Origin of the sequence: Rariglobus hedericola, assembly GCF_007559335.1 — a bacterium.
In the GTDB taxonomy this organism is placed as follows: Bacteria; Verrucomicrobiota; Verrucomicrobiia; order Opitutales; family Opitutaceae; genus Rariglobus; species Rariglobus hedericola.
The window spans coordinates 441,150-466,473 of record NZ_VMBG01000002.1; the positions used below are offsets into that span (position 1 = coordinate 441,150).

The following is a 25,324-nucleotide window of genomic DNA, read 5'->3' on the forward strand; positions in this document are numbered from 1 at the left end:
AAAGGCGACCCATAACGGGTCGCCTTTTTTAGCGTTTGGCGGCGGCGCGGCGCAGGCGGTCATTGACCGCCAGCGCCAAGGCATCGGAGCCCGGCGCGAGTTCTGCGTGGATGTGATCCCAGTCGCCGTTGTCCAGTGAGCGCAAACGGTCGAACAGGTTGTGAGCCGCTTGATCAAAAGCGTTGGGTGCCTCGGCGAGCCAGAAGGTGCGGTCACTGATCTGCGCCGGTTTTTGCATGAAGAGCAGCGCGTGCTTGTCGCCCGTTTTTTGGATGAGCGCGGGTGTTAATTTGCGAACCAACGTGAGGGGTGTGCGCGGACTGTAGTGGCGCTCGAGCAACCCGGGAGCGATCGCCGCAGTCGATGCCGGCGTGGCGCGGCGATGAACAGTGACCGTGCGCCCGAGCACGCGGGCCAAGGCTTCGCGCGATACCGCACCCGGACGGAGCAGCACTGGGTGTTTGGGGTCACGCAAATCGAGGATGGTGGACTCAACGCCGATCTTGGCTGAGCCACCGTCGAGGATGTGGCCGATACGTTTACCCAGACCATCGCGCACATGCGCCGCCGTGGTCGGGCTCACATAGCCGAAGGGATTGGCACTCGGTGCGGCGAGCGGGCAGCCGCTGCGACGGATGAGTTCGCGGAAAAGTTGATGGGACGGCAGGCGCACGGCGACGCTCGCCAAGCCGGACGTTACGATGTCGGGGACGCCGTCGCGTTTGGGCAGGACCAAGGTGAGCGGGCCGGGCCAGAAGAGTTTGGCTACCTTGCGCGCGGCATCGTTGAGCACGGCAATCTCATCGGCTTGCTCAATGCTGGCAACGTGGACGATGAGCGGATCATTAGCCGGGCGGCCTTTGGCGCGAAAAATTGCCCGGCAGGCCTTGGCGTTGAGCGCATCTGCGGCCAGACCGTAGACGGTCTCGGTGGGAGCGGCGACCAGACCGCCCTCGGCGAGAATCCGCGCCAGCAGCGCGAGATTTCGCGGAGTCGGGCGGTAAACGCGGGCGGTGGGTGTCGTGCTCATGGCATGAAAAAGGCCGGAGGGATAAGCTCCGGCCTTGGCTGGGAAATCCTGATCTGTCGCTTAGAGGGCGAGCAGGTTGTTACGGGACTGTTTGATGGTCTTCGTAACGGCGCGCTGCTGCTTGGCGGACAGGTGGGTGTATTTGCGCGGAAGGATCTTACCGGTGTCGGTAACGAAGTTGCGCATGGCCTGGGGCGTGGTGAACGGAATGTTCTCCGCGTTGACGGTCTGCTGGGTGGTTTCGGTCGTGCTCATTTGAAAAAGGGGAGAATGAAAGCCTGCGCAGGCAAAGATTGTCAACCTACAATCCAGCCCCCAACTTCGGCCCGATTCGGTCATTTTTGCCGTCCTTGTAGTTCAACGGATAGAACAGTTGTTTCCTAAACAACGGATCCGGGTTCGATTCCCGGCGGGGGCACCAGCTTTCCAATCGCTTTCGCAACATGAGACCGCAACTTTTGTCACCCGTTACCGTCATCCCCTCCAAGCGTATGCATTTCCCCCATCGTAACTCCCTCCGCGCGGCCCGCCGTGCGTTTACCCTGCTCGAAATTCTTGTCGTGCTGGCTATTATCGGCCTGCTGGTCGGCCTGGCCGTGACCAAAGTTGGCGGCATCTTTGGCGCTAAACAAGAAGACATCGCCCGCCTTTTCGTTAATTCCAGCGTCAAGACCCCGCTCACCGCGTATCGTATTGATATGGGCGGCTACCCTTCCACGGCGGAAGGTTTGCAGGCATTGGTCAGCGCGCCGCAAAACAAGGCCGATAACTGGAAGGGGCCATATATCGAAACCCCCGGTGGCAAACTCCCGATGGACCCCTGGCAGGAAGCGTATGTTTATCGTTTTCCCGGCGTGAAGAACAAGGACAGCTACGATCTCTACTCCAAGGGCGCAGACAAGACCGAGGGAACGCCTGACGACATCGGCAACTGGTAAGGCATCGACGCCGTGCCGGCCCGCGTCCCCATGTGTGCTACCGCTTCGAGATCCGCAAGCGGTTCGCATGGGTTCACGCTGCTGGAGGTCTTGATCACGATCGCCCTCATCGCGCTGCTCACCAGTGTGCTGGTGGTCGGCACGAACCGTCTGTTGCGCTCGCGTCCGCTAAGTGCGGATGAATTGTTTTGGGCGGCCGCGGCCGCGACGCGCAAGGACGCGTTGCTCAACAATCGCGACGTGCGTTTGACGCTTGATGCGAAGTCCAACTCCTTCGTCGCCTTGTCGGCGGATGGATTGGAAACGCGGTATCCGTTTGTCGTCAAAGAAACGGCGGAGCTGGATTTTCTCGCACCGAAAGCGCTTGGCCTGTCCTCGTCGGTTTTGCTTGGCGGGCAACTGGTGGAGACCGCCACGATTCCCTTTGTGATGTTTTATGGTGATGGCACGTGCTCACCGTTTCGCGTGCAGTTGAAAACCCGACTTGGCGCGCGTGTGCTGGAAATCGATCCGTGGACATGTGCTCCGATACTGGCCGCCCAAGCTCTGTGATGAAACGCGCGCGCACATCGGGATTCACCATTCTGGAGGTCTTGATCGCCATCGCGATTCTGGCGACGGCGGCCATCGCGATCGGGGTCGGCTATGTGAACGTGCTCAATGGCTATGAAGTCGCGCGTCGGTCCACGGTGAGCGATCCGGAGATGCAGTTTGCGCGTATGCAGCTTCTCTCGCAGCCCGATGTGGAGCTGGCCCGTCAAGGCGGTGAATTCGATGCGACGGACGGCCGGCATGTGCGTTGGTCGGCGGTGATCGAGCCGACCGAAACGGCGGATCTTTTTACGGTTACGTTTGAGGGTGAGATTGCCGGCACGCTGCTGCTCAAGGAGCAAAAAACGCAGCAAGTGTTTCGTGTGCTGCGGCCGACGTGGTCGATCGCGACCGAGCGTGCGACACTGCGGGCGGCATCGAAGGATCGCATACTTAAAATCCTGGAGGGCGTGAACAAATGAAGCGCCGTGGCTTTACGCTGCTGGAGACCTTGGTGGCGCTTGCGCTCACCGGGTTGCTGATGGTCGCGCTCAACACATTTGTGTTTTCGATGGGCGAGTTGTGGGGACGCAACACCGACTTGCGCCTGTTCGATCAACACGTGCGCGCGGTTACCCGTTTCCTTGAACGCGAGCTGCACGCCGCTGCGTTGCCGCCGGCGGGCGTCGCGGAGCAGGCGCCCATCGCGGTGCAGGAAATTCGCACGCAGGGCGGCATGACGGAGACGTTGCTCACGTTTGAGTTGTTCGAGGGCAGCCGGATTTTCAGCTGGCCCGGACAGACGCTGCCCGAGGTGGTCTGCTCGCTGTCGGTGCGTGAAGGCACCGGACTGTTGTTTTTGTGGCACTCGCGACTGGAGAAGGATTTCGCCGATCAACCGCCTCGCGAGACGCTGGTGTCACCGTTGGTCTCGGCGTTGAGCTACGACTATTATGATGCGAGTTTCAAAAACTGGAAAAACGAACCCGCGCCGCGCCGTAACGCCAAAGGTGAATACGAGGCGCCGCAACGCCTGCGCTTGAAGTTCACCTATCGCTCACGCTCGCAAGAAGTGTTTCTGGTGTTGCCCACGGTCACTCAAGGTCTGCCGGTTTTCTAAAATGAACCACATGCCTTCATCCTTTCGTAGTCGCGGTTCGGTTCTGCTCATCGTGCTGGTCACGCTGGTGTTCGCGACTTCGGCGCTGCTGCTCTTCATCGAGAAAGCCACGACGGATCTGCTCGTGCCCATCCGCGAGGCCGACGCGAGCCGGTTGCGGCTGGAAGCTTACTCGGCCCTCGAAACCACGCTGGCGGTGTTGGAGGATTTCCGTGAAGCGGGGGATGGACTGCACAGTCCGGCGGAAGGTTGGGGCGATCCGCTCGGGTTTGCCGGATATGAGCCTACGGAAGGCCGCACGGTCGAGGTGACGATGGAGGACGAGAGTGCGAAACTGCCTCTGCCATCGGTGAAGGCCGAGGTGCTCGTCGCTCTGCTCAAATACTGGCAAGTGCCGCAGACGGATGCGGAGCGCATCGCGGATTCATTACTCGGTTGGATCAAAAAAGATTACACGCCGACGGCGATCGGCGCTCCCACCACGCAAGATTACGAAGCAACCGCGCTGCCCTTCGCGCCGCCGGGACGCTCGCTGCGTTCGTGGGCTGAGCTCTCGGCAATCGAGGGAGTGAGGCAGGCGCTTTTTGACGAGACTACGGGCCTGCCCAATGCGCTTTATCAGCGGCTCACCGAGACGTTTTCACTCTATCGCTATAATTCCCCCAACATTAACGGCAACCGGCTGGAGCCTCTGCTCGCGCAGGAAATAATCGTCGATCACCAGCAGCAACGCGTGGCCGAGTATCTGGCGGGAACGGGTAATTATCTGTCGATGGGGCCGGGGTTCTTCAAAAACACGCGCAGCATCGGGGCGGTGGCGGGCGTGCAGGCGGCGCGGCTCGGTTACGGGGTAACCGTGCAAGCGTTGCGAATCACGGTAACGGTGAGGCAGGGACTCTCGTCATTCCGGTTGTCCGTCGTGGTGGCGCCCGCCCAAGGTGCGAAAGTCGTGCCCGCCAGTAACACCGCCACCAACGATACCGAGGCTGCCGCCGGCTCTGAAACGTCGTCCGGCGCCGTAGCGACCCGCCAGGCTTCCACCACTGCCACGACCAACACCACTTCCTCATCCACCCCTACGACGGCCGTTCCCGAGGTCGTTGATCTTAAATACCCGTTTACGTTTCTCGAAATCCGTGAAAACGATAAGAGGGTCCCGCCGCCCGCCCCGTCCGACGAACCGACCGCATGAGTCTCTCTTCGCTTAAACGCTTTCTCCCCGCTCCGCCTCCCCGCCAGGTTATTTTGGTGTCGGACACGCTCTTCTTTATGCGTTCCGTGCCCGTGACTGAAGGCGCGACTGCGGCCGAAGTGACGGCGCAGGCCGAACTCGCGATCGAGGCGCTCGCGCCTTTCCCGCTGGCGAATCTTTATTACGGCCACCACTGGCTGGCGGGCGCGACGCATGCCCTCGTGTATGCGGCCTACCGGAAGCGATTCACGTCGGACGAGCTCGATTTGTGGCACGACGCCGAGGCGGTCCTGCCCTCGTTTGTCACGGTGCTCGACAAGGACAAGGCTCCGAAACCGGCCACCGCCGTGATCGTGCCCTGTGTGGGCGGACTCACCGGACTTTATTTTTCCGACGCGAGCGGAGTGCCCAGCCAGGTGAGGGTGGAGTCGCTGTCCGCCGATGCGACCGATATCGAGCGCGCCGCCGTGCGCGAGGGATTGCTCGGTTCGTTTCCTGAAAAAATGCACGTGATCGACGCGGGTGCGGACGCGCAGTTCGATCCGGCTTCTCCGCAGGGAGAGTTCATTTTTCGCGCGGGCACGATTGAGACGCATTTCGAGCCGGCGGATATCGCCGCGCTGGATGTGCGCGACAAAGGTGATCTGGCAGCGCGTCGCCGGGCGCATGCGCGGGATGTTATTTTGTGGCGCACTTTTTTGGGCTGCGCGGCGGCGATCGCGCTCTGCGTCTTGCTGGAGCTGGCGCTGGTCGGCTCATCGATCTGGCAAAAACAACGGCTCGCACTCGAGGCGCTGCAGAAACCGGTGGTCGAGGGTATCATCACTTCGGATACGCTCGCGAATCGCATCGAGGAGCTTTCGACGAAGCGCCTGTTACCCTTCGAAATGCTGGCGGTGGTCAACACGGTGCGTCCGCCGGCGATTCAGTTCATGCGCACGGTGACCAGTGGACTTTACACGCTGGAGGTCGAGGCGCAGACCAGTTCCTCGGGTGATATCGATGTGTTTCGCTCCGCGCTCAACAAGCTTCCCGGCTGTGAAAAGGCCGAGGTGCAGGACCCGCGCAGTCGCGATGGTGTTTCGACTTTCCGTCTCGTGGTCACATTTAAGGCCGACGCGTTCAAGAGCGGCATTGAAAACCCCGCGGACGTTCCCGCGTTGGAAGCGTCGAAACCAGCGATACCCGCTGCAGCACCCGCAGTCGTGCCGGTCGAAGTGAAAACCCCAGCAGTGCCGGAGACATCCCAACCATGAAAGCTTTCTTCCTCAGCCGCCTCCTTCGCGAAAAAATCCTGATGCTGGCCTTCGTGCTGATCGGCGCGCTCATCTGGCTGTCGGGGGTGAGTGATCGTGTGGGCGCGCAATGGCGTGCGATCAAGGTCACCTCGACGGATCTCGATGTGCAGCAGCGCTGGCTCTTGCAACGTGCGCGTATTGAAAAAGAGGCGACGGTCGCGATCGAGCATCTCGATCCGTCGCGCACGTTCGACAACGTGCGCCTTCAGAGTGAGCTCAACTCGCTGGCGCGTTCGGCGGGGCTGTCCAACTACGATGTTTCCGACAGCCGCACGACCCGCACGAGCCAGTTCGCTGTGCACTCGGTGCAGTTCTCCGCGCGCAATGCGGACATCAGTGCGCTCATCGCATTTTATCAATCGTTGGGCCAGCGGGCCCCGTATCTAGGACTGGAGCAGTTTGCGCTGGCGAGCAACCGGGCGAACCCTTCGCAGCTCACGGCTTCCTGGCGGGTGACCTCGATCGAGATCGCCCGTTGATCACATCTTAAAGCTGGAGCTGAGCTGGAAGACGGCGCTGACGATCGCGAAAGCGATGAAGCCCACGAAGCTGAACACGCCCAACAGCACCACAGTCGCGATGATCTTGGTGAAGGCGTTGAGCTGATTCGAAATCGCCTTCTGATAAGTGGTGGCGATTTTTTTGAGGCTGGGCACGAGGTTGCCCGTGTTCTCGCCCACGCTCAACTGGTCGAGCACCAGGTCGGGAAAACATTCGGTGCGGGCGAGAGATGCAGAGAGGGCTTCACCTTCGAGAACGCGATCGGTGGCGGCGTCGAAGGCGGCGCGGTGCACGCGGTTGCCGATCTGGCGCTCGGTCATGCGCAACGCTTCCGATGTGGTGATGCCGTTTTCGAGGAGCACGGAGAGCGTCTGGCTGAACGACAGGACGGTTTGTGAAACCGAGAACGGGCCGATGAGCGGGAGCTTGAGCGTCCAGGCGTCGGTTTGCAGGCGGCCGGCTTCGGTGTGGCGCCAGCGCCAGAAAGCGACGGCGGCGAAGGCGAGACCGGCGATGACGAAGATGCCGTATTTGAGACCGAAGTCGGAGAAACCAAGCAGCAGGCGCGTGGACGTGGGCAGCTCGCCGCCGAGGGATTTGAGGAGCGTCTGCAGGCGGGGTAGCAGGAACACCATGAAGAAAATGATCACGCCGCCGGCCATCACCATCATGAAGGCGGGATAGGCGAGGGCGTTGAGGATCTGACGACGCAGTTCCTTTTGCTCCTGCAGATGCGTGATCAGGCGGATGAGCACGTCGTTGAGATTGCCGGTGGCCTCGCCCGATTGGATGAGGTTGATCGTCGAGCTGTCGAAGACGGCGGGGAGCGTGCCCATGGCGCGCGAGAGCTGCGCGCCTTCACTCAACTGCTCCCAAAGCAGGCCGCAGAGCACGCGCAGGCGCGGCTCTTTAATGCGCACGCTGAGCATGCGCACGGATTCGCCCGCGGAGAGTCCGCTGGTGGTAAGATCGACCAGCGATTCGAGAAACGGCAGGCGTTCGCGACGCGTCAGCGAGGATGCGGCGGGTGTTTTTGAGGCGAGGACCGAAGTTGGGGAGTTGAGGGAGCCGGAAGAGGATTTACCTTTGCGTTTTCCGGGCGCGGGGCGGGCGGAAGCCTCGCTGACTTGAACCGGGGTGAGCCCGCGCGCGGCGAGGAGGCGCACGGCGTCCTTGCGGGTGGGCGCATCGAGCACGTCGTTGACGGTCTGGCCGGAGCGGTTGCGGGCGGTGTAGGTGAAGGAGGGCACGGAAACGGATCAGTCGCGGATCACTTTTCGGCGACGGTGATGACGCGGAGAACTTCGTCGAGCGTGGTGTTGCCGGCTTTGACTTTCTCCCAGCCAGACTGGCCGAGCGTGCGCATGCCGTTGGCACGGGCACATTCGGCGAGGGTGCGCGTGCTTTCGCGTTTGAGCACCAAGTCGTGGAGTTCGTCGCTGGGCTTGAGAATTTCGAAGAGGCCGATGCGACCGCGATAACCGGTGCCGCGGCAGCGGTCACACCCGACCGGGCTGTGGAGATGGGTGACGCCGGCGGCTTCGGATTCGGCCAGGCCAAGGATGGCCATGGTGTCCTTGAGCTTCGAGGCGGCAACGGGCTCGGCGCGTGAGCAGTCGTGGCAGAGACGACGGACGAGGCGTTGAGCGATGACGAGCTCGATGGCCGAGGCGACGAGGAAGGGCTCGATGCCCATGTCGATGAGACGGGTGATGGCGCCGGGCGCGTCGTTGGTGTGGAGCGTGGAGAACACCAAGTGACCGGTGAGCGAGGCGCGGATGGCGATATCGGCCGTGTCGCGGTCGCGGATTTCACCGACCATGATGACGTCGGGGTCCTGACGGAGAATGGAGCGAAGGGCGTTCGCGAATGTGAGACCGATCTCGGAGCGGATCTGAATCTGGTTAACACCCGGCACTTCGTATTCGATCGGGTCTTCGACGGTGATGATGCGCAGATCGGTCGAGTTGATCTTGCGAAGAAAGGCGTTGAGGGAGGTCGATTTTCCGGAGCCGGTGGGGCCGGTGACGAGGATGATGCCGTGCGGGTATTCGAGGACGTGGTTGATCTGCGCCTGTTCGTCGGGGCTCATGCCGAGGCGGTCCATCGTGTAGGCTTCCTTCTTCTGATTGAGAAGACGGAGCGAGACGGATTCCGCGTAGATGGTGGGCGCGGTGGCGACGCGGATATCGAGGACGTTGGCACCGGCGCGGAAGTTGATGCGGCCGTCCTGCGGGAGGCGTTTTTCCGAGATGTTGAGCTTCGCCATGATCTTCAGGCGCGAGATGATCGCATCCTGGAAGCGGCGGAGATTTTCGGGGACGGGAACTTGCACCAGCAGGCCGTCAACGCGGTAACGGATGGTGAGCTGATATTCCTGCGGCTCGAAATGAATGTCGGTCGCCTCGTCGGCGACGGCCTGGGAAATCACATCGGTGACGAAGCGGACCACGGCGGCCTCCTCATCGACCTCGGCGTCGGCCTGCTGAATGGTTTCGGGGGCGACGTAGTCCTCATCGCCGCCTTCGAGGCTGCCGGAGCCGACGCCGAAGTGCTGGAGGATGAGGTGGTGGATTTTTTCGGGGACGCCGAGATGCCAGACGAGCGGACGCGCGGTGAACGTGCGTATCCAGTCAGACATTACAGGCTCCGGCGGCCAGGCGGTGGCGAGATGCAGCGGGACGGAGGACGGAGGACGGAGGACGGACGGATCGGAATCTGTGACCTTGGGACCGAACGCGATGGGAACGAGTTGGTAATCGTGGACGAGGCGTGCGGGAAGGAGGCCGAGGGCGTCGTTGTCGGCTTCAAGGTTGCTGGCGACGTCCAGTCCGGCGGCGGTGGCGAGGGCGGCTAGGGTCTGGGGTTCGTCGAGCGTGAGGGCGGAGGCGAGCAGCTTCAGCCGCTGTCCGCGCGGAGTCTCGGCGATCGTCTGTCGGTGAGCGTCGGAGATGCGCTCCGCGAGCGAGGCGGGGAGGTCGGCCATCATGGCTGGGTGGCGGGCAGGGACTCGGAAGGCGTGACCGGGGTGGCGGCGGCGGGCCGGGCTTCGATGACGGCGCGGATGGCTTTGCCTTGGGGATTGGTTTCGAGGCGCTGAAGCACCTCGGCATTGTCACGCACGGTGTTGGTCAGAACGACGGGGCGCAGGAAGAAGATGAGCTCCGTGCGGCTCTTGGTGCGGCTGCGGCGACCGAAGAGATCGCCAAGGAAGGGAATAGGGCCGAGGCGGCTGGTGATCTTGGAATTGGATTCCCGTTGGAGACCGCCGAGGACGATGATGTCGCCGTTGGCGGCGCTCACGAAGGACGTGGTGGTGCGGCGTCCGATGCGGGGTTGCTCGTTGCCGTCGATTGTGACGGTGCCGAGAACGTCTTCGACCTCTTGTTCGATTTCCATCTGCACGGAGCCGTCGGGACCGATCAGCGGGGTGACCTTGAGGCGGATACCGATTTCCTGCTGGGTGACGGTGGAGGAGGTGGTCAGCCCTGTGGTGCCACCGGAGGCGGCGCTGGTGGTGCCGGAGATGACGGGACGGGTTTCACCGACGAAGATTTCGGCCTCTTTGTTGTGCGACGTAACGATGGTCGGGACGGAGAGGATCGTGGTATTGTTTTTGCGCGGCGTGGTGGAGAGGCCGATGGCGGCGGTGAGATTTTGTCCGTAGCCGGAGCTGGTTGCAAAGTCGGTTCCGATGCCGCCGATGCTGGCACCGGGGCCGGCGGCGCTGAAGCCGGTGAGTTTGTTGTTTTCGACGCGGAGGCCGAGGCTGTCTACGCCGGTGGTGGAATCGTCGCTCAAGGTGACCTCGGCGATGACGACCTCGACGCGAACCTGGGCGAGGAGGACGTCGATTTTGGTGACGAGGTCGCGGAGGAGGCGGATGTCGTCAGCGGTGCCGGAGACGACGATGGCGTTGCTGCGTTCGTCGGCGAGGATGGTGAGGAGACTGCTGAAGGTTTCGGCGGAGGCGGCGTTTTGGACGAGGGCGGCGGCGGGTGCGGCTGCATTGCCGGCGGCGGGCGCCGCGGCGTTGGCACGGTTGTTATTATTGCGGGCGTCGGGAGTCTGGCCGGCGGTTTTGGCGGCGGCGGTCTGTCCGGTCACGAGCTGGCTGAGGAGAGTGGCGACATCGACGGCCTTGGCGTTGTTGAGCTTGAGGACGTCGGTGCGGGTGTTGGGGTCGGCCTTTACGTCGAGCTTGGCGATGAGCTCGTCGAAGAACGGATGCTGGCGGGTATCGGCGATGAGAATGGCCTGATTGGTGCGGTCATCGGCGTTGAGCGAAAGTGAATTGGCCACCGACTGCTGGCTCGGGCCCTGGAGGAGCTGCTTGATGCGGGAGACCAAGTCGCTGGCCTTGGCAAAACGGAGAGTGTAGAACTTCGGGGCGAAGTCGGTCGCGGCGGGGCGATCGAGGGAGAGCAGGAGTTGTTCGACCCGCTGGAGGTTGGAAATCGAGTCGGTGACGAGGAAGGAATTGGTGTTGTTGAAAAGCACCGCGCCGCCGAGCTGGACGTTGAGCAGCGTGTTGAGCTGGGGGACGAAATCCTGGGCCTTGAGATTTGTGAGCTCGAAGACCTTCGAGGCGACTTTGCCCGACGGCGGCACGTTCATGAGGGAACCGGTGACCAGTTCGGGTGCCTCGGTGCGGGTCTTGTTGGCGAGCTCGACGATCTTGAGGTATTTGTCGCCCATCTCGACGACGCCGATGTTGTTGAGGGCGAGGACGGAGATAATCGCCTGCACCGCCTCGGACTTCGGGATGGGCTTGGCGATATTGATCGTGATCTGGGTTTGCGGAAGGGCCTGCGGGCGCAAAACGATGCGACCGGTCCACACCTCAAGCCGGTCGATGATCAGATCGAGCGGGGCGTCGCGAAGGCGGAGGGAATCGATGATCTCCTCGGGGGCGCGGACTGCGGGGACGGTGGTGGAGGCGGGAATCTGCGCGATGACGGCTACAGGGGCGAGGCAGAGTCCGGCGATGACGAACGGGCGAGGAAGTCGCATAAAAAGGGATACGAGGCGGCTGGGGCGAAAGCGCCCAGAAGAGGCGAATGCAGAGGGGTTGTAAATGGAGTTATCGGGGCGAACGCGGTGTTTGTCGGGACGCACGGGGATTTTTGAAACTTGCGGGTGACAGGGGTGGCCTCAACCGTGACGCTTCGCATGCCCAATAGTTTCGGACATCTTTTTCGTATTACCACCTGGGGTGAAAGCCACGGCCCCGGCATCGGTGTGGTTATTGATGGTTGCCCGCCGCTTCTGCCGATCACGGCGGAGGAAATCCAGGCGGAGCTCGATCGCCGCCGTCCGGGCCAGAGCGACATCACCACGCCGCGCAAAGAAGCTGACGTCGTGGAGATTTTGTCGGGTGTGTATGAAGGCAAGACCACCGGCACACCGATCGGGCTGTTTGTGCGCAACACCGACCAGCGGTCCAGCGCCTACAATGAGATGAAGGCGGCGTTTCGTCCGTCGCATGCGGATTTTACCTATCAAACTAAGTTCGGCGTGCGTGATCCCAATGGCGGCGGACGCAGCTCGGCCCGCGAGACCATTGGTCGCGTGGCGGCGGGTGCGTTTGCCCGCAAAATCCTCGCGCTGGCCCATGGCATCGAGACGCGGGCGTATGTGACGCGCATTCATGATATTTCCATGCCTGCGGTGACGTCCGCGACGGCGTTTCCCTCGCTGGCCGAGGTCGAGGCGAGCGCGGTGCGTTGTCCCGATCCGGCCACAGCTGCGGCGATGATCGCGCGCATCAAAGACGTGCGCAGCCACGGTGATTCGGTGGGTGGCGTGATCGAGTGCCGGATTCGCAACGTGCCGGTGGGACTTGGCGAACCGGTGTTTGACCGCCTTGAGGCCGATCTGGCCAAGGCGATGCTCTCCTTGCCCGCGACGAAGGGCTTTGAAATCGGCAGCGGTTTCGAGGGCACGCTGCAAAAAGGCTCCGAGCACAACGACCTCTTTGAAACCCGTGACGGACGCGTGCGCACGATCACCAACCGCTCCGGCGGCGTGCAAGGCGGCATCAGCAACGGTGAAGAGATCGTGTTTCGCGTGGGCTTTAAACCCACCGCCACGATCCTCCAGCCGCAGCAGACCGTGGATCTCGAAGGCAACGCGACCGAGCTCATGGGCAAGGGCCGCCACGACCCCTGCGTGGTGCCGCGCGCCGTGGTGATCGTCGAGGCGATGGCCGCGCTCGTCTTGCTCGATCATGCGATGCGCCAGTCGGCCCAAAATCGCACGTTTGAGTTTCCGACCGAATAACAGAAGGTATCACCATGGACCCCGTTCCCTTGCTGGATTCTGATCAACCCACCGCTGCCGAGAAGCCGCTTATCTACATCATTCTGGGTGCGGCCGGCTCGGGCCGCCGTGAAGTGCTGGCCGACATGATCGAAGGCGGACTCGGCGAAGGCGACCGCGCCGCCGTGCTGCTTTCCACCGGTGAAACCGCGGATGCCCACGATGAACGCCTGGCCAACATTTCGCGCTGGGCCTGGCGCGAAGGCGTGATTGCCGCATCGCTGCCCGAGGGCGCGACGCATGTGTTTTTCGTGACCGACGGCCGCCTGAATCCGGTGGACCAGATCGAGGCATTGCAGCCCTGGATCACCGCCGTTTCCGGCGAGATCGGCCGCATCATCACCGTCGTGAACTGCCAGCTCGCCGAGAAAAACCACGCGTTGGTCGCCTGGTATGAGGCGTGTATCCATTTTTCGGATGTGGCGTTGCTCAACAAGCGCGAGGGCGTGGCCAACAAGTGGATGTCGGAATTCCAGACGCGTTTTAAAGAGCTCTGTTATCCGTGCCTGTTTGAAATCGTGAAGAATGGTCGCGTGAAAAATCCGCTGATCGTGCTCGATCCGCAGGCACGCCGCATGTCGCACATTTTCGACATCAACGAGTGGACCGGCATCAACCTTGAAGGCGTCGAGTTCGGCACCGAGGGCGAAGATGAACCCGAGATCGAGGATGAAGCGCCGGCCAAGCCCGACAGTGGAAAAAAGAAAGGCCACCCCAACCAGTCGCCGCTGGATGACGATGATTGGCTGCCCGAGAAAGAGCCTTATTTCGAGATCCAGCCCAACGGTCGGCGGGCCAAGGAAATCCCGGACATCGCCAAGTATCTGGAGTGAACCACAGCGGCATCCGCCCACGAAAAAGGCCCGGCATCACGCCGGGCCTTTTTCGTTTATCGCGCAGGCTGAGCGCGCGAAGCGGGCGTTTACTTGACGCCGGCGGCGGCCGCCGCGGCGACGAAGGCCTTGGCGCGGGCGGTGATGGCGGCCCAGTTCTTTTCCTTGAGCGACTTGGCGTCGACCAGCGAGCTGCCGGCGGCGGTCGCGAAGGCACCGGCCTTGAGGAAGTCACCGAGGTTTTCAGCAGTCACGCCGCCGGTTGGCACGAGCTCGATCTGCGGGAGCGGGGCTTTGATGGACTTGATGTAGTTGGGTCCGAAGAACTCGGCGGGGAAGACCTTGGCGGCGTCGGCACCGGCTTCCCACGCGGCGACGATCTCGGTCGGAGTGAACGCGCCGGAGAAAATCGGAACGCTGTAACGTTTGCACAGCGTGATGACATCGGGGCGGAGCGCGGGGGTGACGATGAACTTCGCGCCGGCGAGGATGCCCATGCGGGCGGTCTCGGCATCAAGGACGGTGCCGAGGCCGAAGACGAAGTCGGGAAGCTCGGCGGTGACTTTTTCCAGCACGCGGATCGCGCCGGGGGTCGTCATGGTGAGCTCGATGGAAGTGAGACCGCCGTCGGCCAGGGCCTTGGCGCAATCAAGCAGGCCGTCCGCTGATTCAGCGCGGATAAGGGCGATGACTTTCTCGGCTTTGAACTTAGAGAGAATGGCGTCTTTTTTCATGGGGAATGGATGCGGATGAGGTTACGTGGTCGGCGGGGCGCGGCGAGAGGTAAAAGGCCGTTGGTTAGCACGGAGGCGACTGGATCTAGCACAGGGGCGCGCAGCGACGCGGTTGCTCAGTGAATTTCGGAAAAGGCATCGCGGGTCACGGTGTAAGCGTGCGTAAGTGCGGCGAGTGGGTCGGCGGCGGGGAGGAATTCGTGGCCGATGTAACCTTGGAAACCGGTGCGGGCGATGGCGCGGAGGATCGCGGGGTAGTTGAGTTCCTGCGTTGCGTTGAGGTCGCCGCGACCCGGATTGCCGGCGGTGTGGTAATGCGCGAACCAGCGGTGATCTCTCGCGATGGTGCGGATGATATCACCCTCCATGATCTGCATGTGATAGACGTCGTAGAGTAATTTCACGGCGGGCGAGTTCACGTGTTCGCAGACACGCACGCCCCAGGCCGTGCGGTCGGCCTGGTAGCCCGGATGATCGACGCGGCTGTTGAGCAACTCGACGGCGAGCGTGACGCCGGCAGCCTCCGCCGCGGGAGCGACACGGGCGAGCGTGTCGGCACATACGGCCAGGCCTTCGTCGTCGGACGCCCCCTGACGATCCCCGCTGAAGCACACGAGCACAGGAATGGAATGAGCGGCGGCTTTGGCGATGTTGGCGCGCAATTCGGCCTCGATGCGGGCGGCGTTTTCCGGGCGGTTGAGGCCGTCGCGCAACGTGCCGTGACCGGCGATGCAGGCGACGCGCAAGCCATGATGGCGGGCGAGCGGCCAGAGCGTTTCATCGAGCAGATCAACCCCAGCGTAGCCGATGCGGGCAGCGTGGGCCAGGAGCGTGTCGGCATCGACGCCGCGATTTGAAAAACACCACCAGGCGAAGGATTGCAGCGGAGCGTTCAATGCAAGGAGAGGGTGGTTGGATGATCAGGCGAAGAAGCGGCGCAGGCGTGATTGGATTTCCAGCTCTTCGCGTGACTGGCCCGGATAGCCGTCGTAGTGGCCGGCTGTGAGCGGATAAAGTTCCTTGGGGCCGCCGAGCGTGTGATAGACGGAATACTGGCCGGCGGGCGGCACGGCGGGATCGAAGGCGGCGGCGGATACGAAGACGGGAATGCGCGTATGTTTCGCGGCTATAGCGGCGTCGAAATACGCGAGCACGTCGCGGATTTCCGGCTGACGTTGTGCGAGCAGACGCACCGTTTCACCACTGCCGCTGCATGGCAGTTCAAGGCGCAGCGGGTGGTTTCCAAAGCTGGGCACGCAGAGGTAAGCCGACTGGATGCGGTTGTCCCACGGCAGGGTGAGGGCGCCCACGCCGCCGCCAAAACTGCCGCCGAGATAATCGGTGCGCGAACGGGACTCGGGCACGGCTTCGTGCAGAACGGAAATCGCGCGCCAGTGATCCATTACGCAGTGGCGATGGACGTAGGTGTCGCGGTGGGCGATGCCGTGAGCCACGTGTTCGCCGCCTTGCGACGGAATGCTGGTGTGCAAGCTGCGCGTGGGCAAGCCGGTGCATACGGGCTGAATCGTGGCGGCGCCGTCAACGGGCGGAGAGAGGTCGGGTGTATCGCGACCGCCGTAGCCGTGGCCGATCAACAGACCGCGCGAGATGGTTTCGTTGCGCGGCTTGGTGAGCCAGCCGCCGATGCGGTTGCCGAGCATGCCGGCGAACTCGATGTCGAAAACCTCATAAGTAGCGTTGCTCGGATGCGCAGACGGTTTGATGGACCAATCCAGCGGAGCAGCCATGGCCTCGTCGAAAGTGGCGCGCCAGAAATCCGAAAAATCGGCCGGCTCATCGATGACAGGTCGCAGCGCGAGCAGTTGAGCGGGCGTGTAACCGCCGGTGGGATCGAAGGGGAAGGCGTGCGGAAGCGACATGGCGGAGAACATAAAAAAGCCGTTATCCGGAAAGGGAATAACGGTTTTTAAAATGGTGCCCGGGAACGGACTCGAACCGTTACACCTTGCGGCACAGGCTTCTGAGACCTGCGTGTCTACCAATTCCACCACCCGGGCAGGGAAGGGAGGGAAACCACACGGATGGCGGACACCCTAGGCAAACACAAAATGCACCGTTTGCTGGCGGGGTGGGTCGGCGCGGTGAACAGCCGGGGCTGATTATTTACCCATGGCGGCGAGGTCGGCGCGCGCACTTTGCATCTCGGCGATGATTTTGTTGGCGTGATCCAGCAGGTGATGGCCGGGATCGGTCAACGTCACGCGACGGCCCAACCGATCAAATAAACGACATTCGAGATCCTGTTCGAGGGACTTGATGGCGTGGCTGATGGCGGACTGGGTAAGGTGAAGCTCATGAGCGGCCAGGGTAAAACTGCCAACTCGTGCAAGTGTTATGAAGGCGAGCAGCTTGCGGCTGTCGAGAATGGTCGTCATGTGAGTGGTGGGCGGCCGGAAGAATTTTTCTAATAGCACGTTCCAAGCCAGCCGGCTGCGATGGGTGGACTTGATGTAAAAAACCCCTCGCGGCGCCGTAGTCTCAATGTCACGTTGCGCCTCTTTTCCTCGTGGCCCGCCCTGCCGACAATTCCCCGCCTGCCTTCCGCATCGACTTCCCCGCCGATCTGCCGATTAGCACGCGCGCGGCTGAGATCGTGGATCTGATCGCGGCCCATCAGGTGATCATTTTAGCGGGCGAAACCGGGTCGGGCAAAACCACGCAGATTCCCAAAATGTGCCTCGCCGCCGGGCGCGGCCAGCGGGGAGCCATCGCGTGCACGCAACCTCGCCGCGTTGCCGCGTTGTCGGTTTCGAAACGCGTGGCCGAGGAGCTCAACGTGGAGTGGGGCGGTCCCGTCGGTTGCAAAATCCGTTTCGACGACCGCACCAGCCGTAACACCGTCATCAAGTTCATGACCGACGGCATGCTCCTCGCCGAGGTGCAGAGCGACCCGATGCTGCGTAATTACGACACGGTCATCCTCGACGAAGCCCACGAGCGTTCACTCAACATCGATTTCCTCCTCGGTCACCTGCGCAACCTCCGCCACCAGCGGCCCGAGCTCAAAATCATCGTCACCTCCGCGACGATCGATACCGAGGCCTTTTCCAAAGCCTTCGATGATGCTCCCGTCGTCCAGGTTTCCGGTCGCACCTATCCGGTCGAGGTCATCTATGCGCCGCTCGACGAATTCGGCAGCGATGCGGCTGAGGGCGACGAACGCTCCGCCAAATCCGAAGCGCTTCACTACATCGACGGCACGGTCGAGGCGGTGCAACGCATCGTGCGTGAGAGCGATTCGGGCGACATCCTCGTGTTCCTGCCGGCCGAGCGCGACATTCGCGAAACCACCGAGCTCCTTGAAGGCCGCCGTCTGCCGAATACCGAGATCGTTCCACTCTTCGGGCGTCTCTCGAACAGCGAGCAGCAGCGCGTCTTCGCCTCCTCGCAGCGCCGCAAACTGATTCTTGCGACCAACATCGCCGAGACGTCGCTCACGATTCCGGGCATTCGTTACGTCGTCGATACCGGCCTCGCGCGCATCAGTCGCTATTCGCCGCAAGCCCGCACGCGCCGTCTGCCCATCGAGGCTGTCGCGCAATCCAGCGCCGATCAACGCAAGGGTCGCGCCGGTCGCGTGTCCGACGGCGTCTGCATCCGCCTGTATTCAGAAAAAGACTTCAACGAGCGCCCGCGTTTCACCCAGCCGGAAATCCAGCGCGCCAACCTCGCCGACGTGATCCTGCGGATGAAGGCGTTCGGCCTCGGCGACATCGAACGCTTTCCGTTCATCAACATGCCGGCGGCGAAATCCATCCGCGCCGGCTACGCGCTCCTCGAGGAAATTGGCGCGCTCGACGCCAACGCCAACGAAGCCGCGCGCCAGCTTACACCGCTCGGTCGCGAACTGGCGCGCCTGCCGGTTGATCCGACCGTGGGCCGCATGATTTTGCAGGCGCGTGCTGAAAAAGCCGTGCGTGAGGTGCTCATCATCGCTTCCGGCCTGAGCATTCAGGACCCGCGCGAGCGGCCGATGGAGGCCCGCGAAAAAGCCGACGCCGCGCACCGCCGTTTCAATCATCCTGATTCCGATTTTCTCGCGCTGCTCAATATCTGGGACGCCTACCACGACCAGTTCGACCGCCTCTCGCAGGCGAAGCTGCGCCGGTTCTGCAAAGATCATTTTCTCAGCTACACGCGCATGCGCGAGTGGCGGGACGTGCATTCGCAGCTTCTCGACGTGATGGAGCAGCGGAAGGATTTTCAGTTCACCTCGGTTTACGACGGACTGCAGCCGGACAAAATCACCGATGACAAAACCGCGTTTGCCTCGCCCGGTTACCGTGCGATCCATCGCAGTATTCTCGCCGGTCTGCTCGGGAATATCGCGACACGCGACGATGAGAACGGCGGTTACAAGGCCACGCACGACCGTCGCGTGACGCTTTTCCCCGGCTCGGTGCTTGCGGTGCGCGACGAGAAAAAATCCCACCCGAAGCGTGGTGACGACGCGCGTGGTAAAAAGGAAAACAAGACGCCGCGTTGGATCATGTCGGCCGAGATCATGGAGACCTCGCGACTCTTTGCTCGCACGTCGGCGCGGCTTGATCCGCTCTGGGCGCTCGATCTGGGCGAGCACGTGGTGAAGGTCGCGCACAGCGAACCATTCTGGAACCAGGACGCCGGCCGCGTGATGGTGAAACAACGCACGCGCCTTTATGGACTCGAACTCGAATCGCGCGCAGTGAGCTACGGGAAAATAAATCCCGTGCACGCGACCGAGCTTTTTATCCGTGAAGGCTTGGTCAACGACGTGATCACGTGGCCCCTCGATTTCATCGCGCACAATCGAGGCGTGCGCGAAGACATTGAGAACCTGCTCACGCGCACGCGTGACAGCGGCTACCTCAATCTCGATGAAGGGATATACCGGTTCTACGCGTCACACCTGCTGCCGCAGACCGCCGACGATCCCGTCGTTTCGTCGGTCGCTGAACTTGTCGATCTGGTGCGCGAGCGCAAAGGCGCCGAGCCGCATTTTCTGGAATTGCAGCCGGACGACCTGCGCGATCCCGAGGAGTTGCAGGCCGACACCGAAGCCTACCCCGAGGCGATGCCCTTGCAGCAAAGCGCGCTGCCGCTCGCCTACGCCTACAAGCCCGGCCAGGCCGACGATGGCGTCACGCTCGACGTGCCCGTGCGCACGGCTGCGGACCTCACGCCGGCCGCGCTCGATTGGGCGGTGCCCGGTCACCTCGCCGCGAAAGTAGAACATTATCTGCGCGCGCTGCCGAAGGAACTGAGACGTGATTTTGTGCCGCTGGGCGATGCGGCGCGTCAGTTGGCGAAGGCGGCGGCGCAACATTCGCGGCTCACTGCGCAACGTGAAACGCTGCCCGAGGCGCTGGCGACGTTGATTGGCGAACGGTTGAAACTGAAACTCGATGCGAGCGTGTTCGCCGAGGATCGTCCGCTGCCCGATCACCTTCGCGTGCGCGTGCGGGTGGTCGATGATGAAGGCCGGGAAATCTGCGCGAGCCGCGAGTTGCCCGAGATTGCGACGGCCATAGCGGCGCATCATCGCGAAGCCAGTGTAAGCGTATCGCGTGAAGATCCCGAGGCCTGGCGACGGGCGCGTGCGAAGCACGAGATGAACGAACAGACTGAATGGAAGTTTGGCGATGTGCCGGCGCGTGTGCACGTCTGCGATCTGTCGGGCGTGGCGGTGTATGCCTTCCCCGGATTAAAGAATGGTCCGGGTGGCGGCGTGTTGTTGCGACTTTTTAAAACGCCCGAGGAAGCCGCGGCTTCAACTGCGCCGGCGCTCGAACGTATGATGGAGTGGCAGCTCACCCATCAACTCGCATGTCTGCACAAAGACCTGAAGCAACTGCGCGAACTGGGTGCGCTCCTCGCGACGCTGGGCACGACTGATACGTTGCGTGAACACGCTTACATCGCGGTGAGCCGCTGGTTGTTGTCGGCGGACCGCGTGAAACATCTCACGGCCTCCGCGTTTGCCGCCGCCGTGATGAAGGCGAAAAACGATCTGCAAGGCCTCGTGCCGCGTCTGGTCGATTTGCTGCGTGAAGTTCTCGCGCTACGGCAGACGCTGCTGGTGCATCCGAATCCGTATCGCGGCCAAGGTCCTGAACTCACCGTGCTGGTGCCGGCAGATTTTCTGAGGGTGACGCCGTATGAACGGCTCGCGCATTTTCCGCGTTATTTGAAGGCGATGAAGATTCGCGCTGATCGTTGGAAGCAAGGTCAGGTCAAGGACAGCGAGCGCATGAAACAGCTCGCGCCGTTTATTAACGTGCCGGAGTTGCGCTGGCAGGTGGAAGAGTTGCGCGTGAGTTTGTTCGCTCAGGAACTCGGCACGGCCGAGCCGGTGTCGGTGCAGAAACTGGAACGCGCCGTCGCTGAATTAAAACAAGGTGGCAAATCGCCGGCCGCCGCACCCGTGGCCGAGACGCCGGTGGCCAAGCCGCGTGAATCCACGCCGTTGCCCGTGACGACGACCAAGCCGAAGTCTCCGCTGAAGAGCTTCGGATCGCTCGACGCGTTGTTCAGGAAGTAAACGAGGCACCGTGCTCGCGCGCCGGCAGGCGCAGATGCAGCCGGTGATCGCGATGGCCGAGGAGCACCGGCGTGCCGAAAATCGTGGAGAGATTTTTTGAGGTGAGCGTGGTGCGGCGCGCTCCGCTCGCGGCGACGCGGCCGGCCTTGAGCAACAACGCGTGCGTGAAAGCCGGAGTGATTTCTTCGACGTGGTGCGTGACGAGCACGAGCGTCGGAGCCTTGGGCTGGCGGGCGAGCGCGTCGATGAAGTGCAAAAATTGTTCACGCGCGACGGGGTCGAGGCCCGAGCATGGCTCGTCGAGGATGAGCAGCTTGGGTTTCGCCATGAGTGCTCGGGCGATGAGGATGCGCTGGCGTTCACCTTGTGAAAGTTGTCCCCAGAGCCGCGTGGCGAGTTTGCCCGCGCCGGTGAAGCGCAACAACCGCATGCCGGCGCGGTGATCGGCCGGAGTGATTTTCATCCACAGGTCGAGCTGCGCGTATTTGCCGCTGATGACGGTCTCGAGCGCGGGTTCGTCGGGCGGCACGCTGGCTTGGAGTGCGCTGGTAACGAGACCGACTTGCAGGCGCAGGTCGCGCCAGTCGCTTTGGCCGTAGTGTTCGCCGAGCAGTTCGATTTCGCCGGAGCTCGGCGTGAGGTAACCGGTAAGCGCTTTGAGCAGCGACGTCTTGCCGCAACCATTGGGGCCTAGGATCGCCCAGTGTTCGCCGCGCTCCACGCGCCAGTCGATGGAGCTGAGCAACGTCGTGCGGTCGCGCAGGATGGAAAGTTTTCGGATGTCCAGAAGAGGTGCCGGCATACGCATGCAGACTGATTCGTCACGCACGCGGGTCAAATCGTGCGGCGTTTTTGCAAAGATCAGGAAACAACGGCCTTTCCTTTTGCGTCAGAGAGTTGGTCTGAAAAAAGCTCACAGGACACTCATTCGTATGCGTAAAATTTTTCTTCTGCTCGCCGTGGCCGTTTCCGTGCCGGCTTCCTGGGCGCGTCCTTTCTCGCTGGTCGTTTATAACGTCGAGAATCTTTTCGATGCCGATGGCGTCGCGGTTTACGACGACTACCAGCCGTCCAAATACACGCCCGCGCACCTCACCACGAAGCTCACCAATATCACGCAGGTGCTCTCCAAGGTCGATAAAGGCGTCGGTCCCGACATCATTCTGTTTAACGAAATCGAGGCCGACCAGACGCCCAACAGCACCGTGAGTGACGTGCCCAAGTGGCTCGAAAAATACGACAAGCAAAAGTTCTCCGAGCTGCTCGCCCAATCTCCGTTGCCCGCCGAACTCGCAGGCGTGCCGTCCGAAGTGTGGCTGCAAAAGGCGCTCTACGATGGCGGCCTGCGCGGCTACAATGTCGTCAGTGGTGACGACAAGTCCGGCTCGATCGCGATCAAGTGCGTGATCTTTTCCCGCTTCCCCGTGAAGCGTATGCGGCTGCATCCGACGCAAAGCGCGCGCCCGATCGTGGAGGCCGAACTCGATGTCGAAGGTTACCCGCTCTATGTGTTCAACAACCATTGGAAATCCGGCGCGGGCGATCCGAAGACCGAGACCGACCGTCGCGCCAATGCGAAGACTCTGCGCACGCGACTCGATGAGATTCTCGCGACCGACCCGAATGCCGACATCATCATCGGTGGAGATCTGAACTCCCAATACAACCAGAAGAAGCGTTACCGCGATATGAAGGAGACGGGCATCAACGATATCCTGGGCTCGCAGGGCAACGAACTCGCCATCCGCGGCAAGGACCGTGATCTCTACAACCTCTGGTTCGAGCTTCCGTCCGATGCACGCGGCAGCGACGTGTTCAAGGGCGAGTGGGGCACGCTCGTTCACATCATTCTTTCGCGCGGCCTCTACGACATGCGCGGCGTGCAATACGAGGATGGCAGCTTCGCGGTGATGAAGATCGCCGGCCTGAATGCCGATTCACTCGGACTGCCCAATCGCTGGAAACCGTTTTCCGCAACGGGCAGCGGCTTCTCCGATCACTTCCCGCTTTATGCGCGGTTCCGAACGGTGCCCGACAACCGCACCGACCGCTGGATGCCGCTCACCAAGCCCAGCACGGATGAAGTCAGCAACACGGTCGCGGTGGATTACGCGCGCGTAGATCTCTTCAAAACCGCGCTCAAGCCCGCCGAGTTGCCCAAGGATGCCGACATGCGCGATGGCACTTACACGGGGAAGATTTTCTATATCTCCGCCAAGAGCTACACCAACGACAAAGGACACGTGAAGGTGAAGGTGAACGGCCAGGAATACGACGTCTTCAGCCATACGAAAGAGATTCGCGATGATCTCCGCGAGCAGGCGCGTGAGGGGAAGACACTGCAATTCTACGGTGAACTCGGCACGTTTAAGGGTGCTTGGCAGTTCGTCGTGCAGGGCAAAGAGTGGGTGAAATGAGCGGACCGCTGACCGTCTACACCTACGCCAACTGTGATACCTGCCGCCGCGCCGTGAAGTGGCTGCGCGCCCAGAAAATCGACTTCACCGAGAAACCCATTCGCGAGACGCCGCCCACGAAAGCCGAGTTGCACACGATGCTCGCGCGTCTCGGTGGTGCGGGGTCGTTGCGAAAGTTGTTCAACACATCCGGCGTCGATTATCGTGCGCAGAAACTCGGCGAAAAACTTCCCGCGATGACCGAGGCCGATGCGATCGCGTTGCTCGCAGGCAACGGCAACCTCGTGAAGCGCCCGTTCGCGCTGGGTGCCGGCACGGGTGCGAGTGGCGTGGGGTTGGTCGGTTTCGATGAAGCGACGTGGTCGGCCGCGTTGAGCTGAAGTGTGTCGTGGAGGGGCGGACTGGAGGCTTTAGCTTTTCGTTTTCCGTTCGTTGACTCCCGGCGGGTTTTTCCTGCACATTCCCTCGCGTGACTGCTCCCGTATCCACACCGCTGCAAAAAACCGTCCGTTGGCTCGCTACTTATGCGAACTTTCCGGGGACGCGTCTGGCTAACCGCGCGGAACTGCTGCTGCTGATCACCACCGCCGCCGAGCAGGAGCAAGTGGCCCTGCAACGCTCCCCGCGCTTTCTCGTGGAGAGCAACAACATCGCTGCGGATGCATCGCTCCGGGCTTACAACATGAACCGTTCGCTTGCTCATTATGTGAGCAACAACGCGCAGAAAACCTGAGGTCACGGCTTCGCCGCTGGATCGAAGGATTAGAAACTGGGCTTGTTTACTAGGGTAAAAACCCTAGTTCATAGAAATGCCTCGGGCCCTTTCATACGTATTTGCGATTAGTTGTGCCCTGCTCTCGGTTCCGGTTTTCGCGCTGGTGGAACGCCGTGTTGAGCGTCGTTTTGACGTTCCGGCGTCCAACGTGGCGCTAAAAATCGATACGTTTAGCGGCTCAGTGCGGATCGAAGCGTCGGATGGCAACACGATCGAAGTCGTGGTGGTGCAGTCGGCCGACGTGACGACCGAAGCAGCCATGGACGACCGCCTCGCCGCGCTGGATCTCGTGATGACCCAGCAGGACGGCACGGTGATGTTGACCGCCGATTATCGGAAATACGCGGTGTTCTCCTGGAAAAGTTGGCCGCCGGTGGCGTTGAGTTACGAAATCAAAGTGCCGCGTCGCTGTGACGTGCAGGTGTTCGCACGCGAAGGCAGTATTGTGGTCGGATCCCTTCAAGGCCGTGTCGTGCTGGGCAACGAAGCCGGCGGTATTTTTACCCGTGATATTGATGGTCCGGTGACCGCGCGCAGCAAAAGCGGTGAAATCGCCATCACGGCGGCGACCGGCGCGATCGATGCGAGCACTGCCTCTGGAAACATCACGGTGGGGCGGGCCGGTTCGTCGACGCGGCTCTCCAGTGATGGCGGTTATATCGAACTTCAACAGGCCTCCGGCGAAGTGAAGATCAGCGGCAACGGCTCTGATGCCAAGGTGGGCTTTACCACACCGATCGCGTATCCGGTCGACATCGCGGTTTCGGGAGGCTCGATCATGCTGGTCGTGGAATCGGGTGGTGCGGCCACGTTTGATCTGCGCTCCTCGATGTTTGGCAAAGTCTCGGTCCGCGGCGCGATTCCGCTCAAAGTCACTGCCGGCAAACCCGGTCGCTCGAAATTACAAGCGACGTTGAATGGCGGCGGGCCGGTCATCATGGCGCGGGCCAGCGGCGGCAGCGTGGTGCTGCGAGGAGTGGAGCCGCTTCCCGAAGCGCGCGCGGAAAATCCCAACGGCTCCGTCGGACCGTGAAGTCGTGCATTGAGGTCGGGCGGGTGTGCGGTGCGTGATTCTTCGTCGCGTGGGTTGACC

The 25,324-nt window shown here is 62.0% G+C and carries 24 protein-coding genes and 2 tRNA genes; 15 read left to right on the forward strand and 11 right to left on the reverse strand.

The window, feature by feature from the left end; all coding sequences use genetic code 11:
- Positions 1–28: 28 nt before the first annotated feature.
- Both FPL22_RS12160 and rpsR read right to left on the reverse strand, forming a co-directional pair.
- Positions 29–1,030, reverse strand: a complete 1,002-nt coding sequence (locus tag FPL22_RS12160; RefSeq protein WP_144230687.1) for an L-threonylcarbamoyladenylate synthase — start codon at positions 1,028–1,030, stop codon at positions 29–31.
- Positions 1,031–1,090: 60 nt separating this feature from the next.
- On the reverse strand, positions 1,091–1,285 hold the full coding sequence (rpsR, locus tag FPL22_RS12165; protein WP_144230688.1) for a 30S ribosomal protein S18: 195 nt from the start codon (positions 1,283–1,285) through the stop codon (positions 1,091–1,093).
- A gap of 91 nt (positions 1,286–1,376) precedes the next feature.
- On the opposite strand from rpsR, the gene FPL22_RS12170 reads away from it, so the two are divergent.
- The 8 genes from FPL22_RS12170 (at position 1,377) to FPL22_RS12205 (ending at position 6,588) form a co-directional block, all read left to right on the forward strand.
- Positions 1,377–1,451: transfer RNA gene (locus FPL22_RS12170), tRNA-Arg, on the forward strand.
- Between the two features lie 22 nt (positions 1,452–1,473).
- Positions 1,474–1,968, forward strand: a complete 495-nt coding sequence (gene gspG, locus FPL22_RS12175) for a type II secretion system major pseudopilin GspG (RefSeq protein ID WP_238991407.1) — start codon at positions 1,474–1,476, stop codon at positions 1,966–1,968.
- A gap of 30 nt (positions 1,969–1,998) precedes the next feature.
- On the forward strand, positions 1,999–2,520 hold the full coding sequence (locus FPL22_RS12180; protein ID WP_144230689.1) for a pilus assembly FimT family protein: 522 nt from the start codon (positions 1,999–2,001) through the stop codon (positions 2,518–2,520).
- Positions 2,520–2,981 carry a prepilin-type N-terminal cleavage/methylation domain-containing protein gene (locus tag FPL22_RS12185; protein ID WP_203235152.1) on the forward strand — a complete coding sequence of 154 codons (462 nt, stop codon included), beginning with the start codon at positions 2,520–2,522 and terminating at the stop codon, positions 2,979–2,981. The genes FPL22_RS12180 and FPL22_RS12185 overlap by 1 nt, the downstream gene beginning before the upstream one ends.
- On the forward strand, positions 2,978–3,619 hold the full coding sequence (locus FPL22_RS12190) for a PilW family protein (RefSeq protein WP_144230691.1): 642 nt from the start codon (positions 2,978–2,980) through the stop codon (positions 3,617–3,619). The genes FPL22_RS12185 and FPL22_RS12190 overlap by 4 nt, the downstream gene beginning before the upstream one ends.
- Before the next feature lie 10 nt (positions 3,620–3,629).
- The gene (locus FPL22_RS12195; protein ID WP_162525291.1) at positions 3,630–4,811 is read left to right on the forward strand and encodes a type II secretion system protein GspK; all 1,182 of its coding nucleotides are present in this window, start codon (positions 3,630–3,632) and stop codon (positions 4,809–4,811) included.
- Positions 4,812–4,888: 77 nt separating this feature from the next.
- Entirely contained in the window at positions 4,889–6,067 is a 1,179-nt protein-coding gene (locus tag FPL22_RS12200; RefSeq protein ID WP_144230693.1) for a hypothetical protein, read from the forward strand.
- On the forward strand, positions 6,064–6,588 hold the full coding sequence (locus FPL22_RS12205) for a general secretion pathway protein GspM (protein WP_144230694.1): 525 nt from the start codon (positions 6,064–6,066) through the stop codon (positions 6,586–6,588). Before FPL22_RS12200 ends, FPL22_RS12205 begins: the two co-directional genes overlap by 4 nt.
- Here the strand turns inward: FPL22_RS12205 and FPL22_RS12210 are convergent, their stop codons facing one another.
- Genes FPL22_RS12210 through FPL22_RS12220 form a run of 3 tightly spaced genes read right to left on the reverse strand, consistent with a single transcriptional unit; the run spans position 6,589 to position 11,623 of the window.
- Positions 6,589–7,860, reverse strand: coding sequence for a type II secretion system F family protein (locus FPL22_RS12210; RefSeq protein ID WP_144230695.1), 1,272 nt, complete (start codon positions 7,858–7,860; stop codon positions 6,589–6,591).
- Between the two features lie 20 nt (positions 7,861–7,880).
- Positions 7,881–9,599 (reverse strand): GspE/PulE family protein, encoded by a 1,719-nt coding sequence (locus FPL22_RS12215; protein WP_144230696.1) that lies wholly within the window; start codon positions 9,597–9,599, stop codon positions 7,881–7,883.
- Positions 9,596–11,623 (reverse strand): secretin N-terminal domain-containing protein, encoded by a 2,028-nt coding sequence (locus FPL22_RS12220; RefSeq protein ID WP_144230697.1) that lies wholly within the window; start codon positions 11,621–11,623, stop codon positions 9,596–9,598. Before FPL22_RS12220 ends, FPL22_RS12215 begins: the two co-directional genes overlap by 4 nt.
- Positions 11,624–11,782: 159 nt before the next feature.
- Between FPL22_RS12220 and aroC the strand changes: the two genes are divergently transcribed.
- Together aroC and FPL22_RS12230 are read left to right on the forward strand one after the other, a co-directional pair.
- Positions 11,783–12,892, forward strand: coding sequence for a chorismate synthase (aroC, locus tag FPL22_RS12225; RefSeq protein WP_144230698.1), 1,110 nt, complete (start codon positions 11,783–11,785; stop codon positions 12,890–12,892).
- 14 nt (positions 12,893–12,906) lie between these two features.
- Positions 12,907–13,764, forward strand: coding sequence for a hypothetical protein (locus FPL22_RS12230; protein WP_144230699.1), 858 nt, complete (start codon positions 12,907–12,909; stop codon positions 13,762–13,764).
- Between the two features lie 89 nt (positions 13,765–13,853).
- On the opposite strand, the gene FPL22_RS12235 is transcribed toward FPL22_RS12230, so the two are convergent.
- From FPL22_RS12235 to FPL22_RS12255, 5 genes are all read right to left on the reverse strand, one after another.
- Positions 13,854–14,498, reverse strand: coding sequence for a bifunctional 4-hydroxy-2-oxoglutarate aldolase/2-dehydro-3-deoxy-phosphogluconate aldolase (locus FPL22_RS12235; protein WP_144230700.1), 645 nt, complete (start codon positions 14,496–14,498; stop codon positions 13,854–13,856).
- 116 nt (positions 14,499–14,614) lie between these two features.
- Positions 14,615–15,394, reverse strand: a complete 780-nt coding sequence (locus tag FPL22_RS12240) for a hydroxypyruvate isomerase family protein (RefSeq protein ID WP_144230701.1) — start codon at positions 15,392–15,394, stop codon at positions 14,615–14,617.
- Positions 15,395–15,418: 24 nt separating this feature from the next.
- A complete protein-coding gene (locus FPL22_RS12245) occupies positions 15,419–16,378 on the reverse strand; it encodes an acetylxylan esterase (RefSeq protein ID WP_144230702.1) in 960 nt (319 codons plus the stop codon).
- A gap of 53 nt (positions 16,379–16,431) precedes the next feature.
- Positions 16,432–16,516: transfer RNA gene (locus FPL22_RS12250), tRNA-Leu, on the reverse strand.
- Between the two features lie 102 nt (positions 16,517–16,618).
- On the reverse strand, positions 16,619–16,894 hold the full coding sequence (locus FPL22_RS12255) for a LysR family transcriptional regulator (protein ID WP_144230703.1): 276 nt from the start codon (positions 16,892–16,894) through the stop codon (positions 16,619–16,621).
- A 131-nt stretch (positions 16,895–17,025) separates the two neighbouring features.
- Here FPL22_RS12255 and hrpA point away from each other — a divergent pair, with 131 nt between their 5' ends.
- On the forward strand, positions 17,026–21,039 hold the full coding sequence (gene hrpA, locus FPL22_RS12260; protein ID WP_144230704.1) for an ATP-dependent RNA helicase HrpA: 4,014 nt from the start codon (positions 17,026–17,028) through the stop codon (positions 21,037–21,039).
- On the opposite strand, the gene FPL22_RS12265 is transcribed toward hrpA, so the two are convergent.
- Positions 21,029–21,841 carry an ABC transporter ATP-binding protein gene (locus FPL22_RS12265; RefSeq protein WP_144230705.1) on the reverse strand — a complete coding sequence of 271 codons (813 nt, stop codon included), beginning with the start codon at positions 21,839–21,841 and terminating at the stop codon, positions 21,029–21,031. The genes hrpA and FPL22_RS12265 overlap by 11 nt on opposite strands.
- Positions 21,842–21,971: 130 nt before the next feature.
- On the opposite strand from FPL22_RS12265, the gene FPL22_RS12270 reads away from it, so the two are divergent.
- From FPL22_RS12270 to FPL22_RS12285, 4 genes are all read left to right on the forward strand, one after another.
- Positions 21,972–23,456, forward strand: coding sequence for an endonuclease/exonuclease/phosphatase family protein (locus FPL22_RS12270; protein WP_144230706.1), 1,485 nt, complete (start codon positions 21,972–21,974; stop codon positions 23,454–23,456).
- Positions 23,453–23,836, forward strand: a complete 384-nt coding sequence (locus FPL22_RS12275; RefSeq protein WP_144230707.1) for a Spx/MgsR family RNA polymerase-binding regulatory protein — start codon at positions 23,453–23,455, stop codon at positions 23,834–23,836. The genes FPL22_RS12270 and FPL22_RS12275 overlap by 4 nt, the downstream gene beginning before the upstream one ends.
- An 89-nt stretch (positions 23,837–23,925) precedes the next feature.
- Positions 23,926–24,189, forward strand: coding sequence for a hypothetical protein (locus tag FPL22_RS12280; RefSeq protein ID WP_144230708.1), 264 nt, complete (start codon positions 23,926–23,928; stop codon positions 24,187–24,189).
- A 145-nt stretch (positions 24,190–24,334) separates the two neighbouring features.
- The gene (locus FPL22_RS12285) at positions 24,335–25,264 is read left to right on the forward strand and encodes a DUF4097 family beta strand repeat-containing protein (RefSeq protein ID WP_144230709.1); all 930 of its coding nucleotides are present in this window, start codon (positions 24,335–24,337) and stop codon (positions 25,262–25,264) included.
- Positions 25,265–25,324: the final 60 nt, after the last annotated feature.

Coding starts and splice junctions, on each gene's coding strand:
- FPL22_RS12160 (WP_144230687.1), bottom strand. CDS start 1,030: ATGAGCACGACACCCACCGCCCGCGTTTACCGCCCGACTCCGCGAAAT.
- rpsR (WP_144230688.1), bottom strand. CDS start 1,285: ATGAGCACGACCGAAACCACCCAGCAGACCGTCAACGCGGAGAACATT.
- gspG (WP_238991407.1), top strand. CDS start 1,474: ATGAGACCGCAACTTTTGTCACCCGTTACCGTCATCCCCTCCAAGCGT.
- FPL22_RS12180 (WP_144230689.1), top strand. CDS start 1,999: ATGTGTGCTACCGCTTCGAGATCCGCAAGCGGTTCGCATGGGTTCACG.
- FPL22_RS12185 (WP_203235152.1), top strand. CDS start 2,520: ATGAAACGCGCGCGCACATCGGGATTCACCATTCTGGAGGTCTTGATC.
- FPL22_RS12190 (WP_144230691.1), top strand. CDS start 2,978: ATGAAGCGCCGTGGCTTTACGCTGCTGGAGACCTTGGTGGCGCTTGCG.
- FPL22_RS12195 (WP_162525291.1), top strand. CDS start 3,630: ATGCCTTCATCCTTTCGTAGTCGCGGTTCGGTTCTGCTCATCGTGCTG.
- FPL22_RS12200 (WP_144230693.1), top strand. CDS start 4,889: ATGCGTTCCGTGCCCGTGACTGAAGGCGCGACTGCGGCCGAAGTGACG.
- FPL22_RS12205 (WP_144230694.1), top strand. CDS start 6,064: ATGAAAGCTTTCTTCCTCAGCCGCCTCCTTCGCGAAAAAATCCTGATG.
- FPL22_RS12215 (WP_144230696.1), bottom strand. CDS start 9,599: ATGATGGCCGACCTCCCCGCCTCGCTCGCGGAGCGCATCTCCGACGCT.
- FPL22_RS12220 (WP_144230697.1), bottom strand. CDS start 11,623: ATGCGACTTCCTCGCCCGTTCGTCATCGCCGGACTCTGCCTCGCCCCT.
- aroC (WP_144230698.1), top strand. CDS start 11,783: ATGCCCAATAGTTTCGGACATCTTTTTCGTATTACCACCTGGGGTGAA.
- FPL22_RS12230 (WP_144230699.1), top strand. CDS start 12,907: ATGGACCCCGTTCCCTTGCTGGATTCTGATCAACCCACCGCTGCCGAG.
- FPL22_RS12235 (WP_144230700.1), bottom strand. CDS start 14,498: ATGAAAAAAGACGCCATTCTCTCTAAGTTCAAAGCCGAGAAAGTCATC.
- FPL22_RS12245 (WP_144230702.1), bottom strand. CDS start 16,378: ATGTCGCTTCCGCACGCCTTCCCCTTCGATCCCACCGGCGGTTACACG.
- FPL22_RS12255 (WP_144230703.1), bottom strand. CDS start 16,894: ATGACGACCATTCTCGACAGCCGCAAGCTGCTCGCCTTCATAACACTT.
- FPL22_RS12265 (WP_144230705.1), bottom strand. CDS start 21,841: ATGCCGGCACCTCTTCTGGACATCCGAAAACTTTCCATCCTGCGCGAC.
- FPL22_RS12270 (WP_144230706.1), top strand. CDS start 21,972: ATGCGTAAAATTTTTCTTCTGCTCGCCGTGGCCGTTTCCGTGCCGGCT.
- FPL22_RS12275 (WP_144230707.1), top strand. CDS start 23,453: ATGAGCGGACCGCTGACCGTCTACACCTACGCCAACTGTGATACCTGC.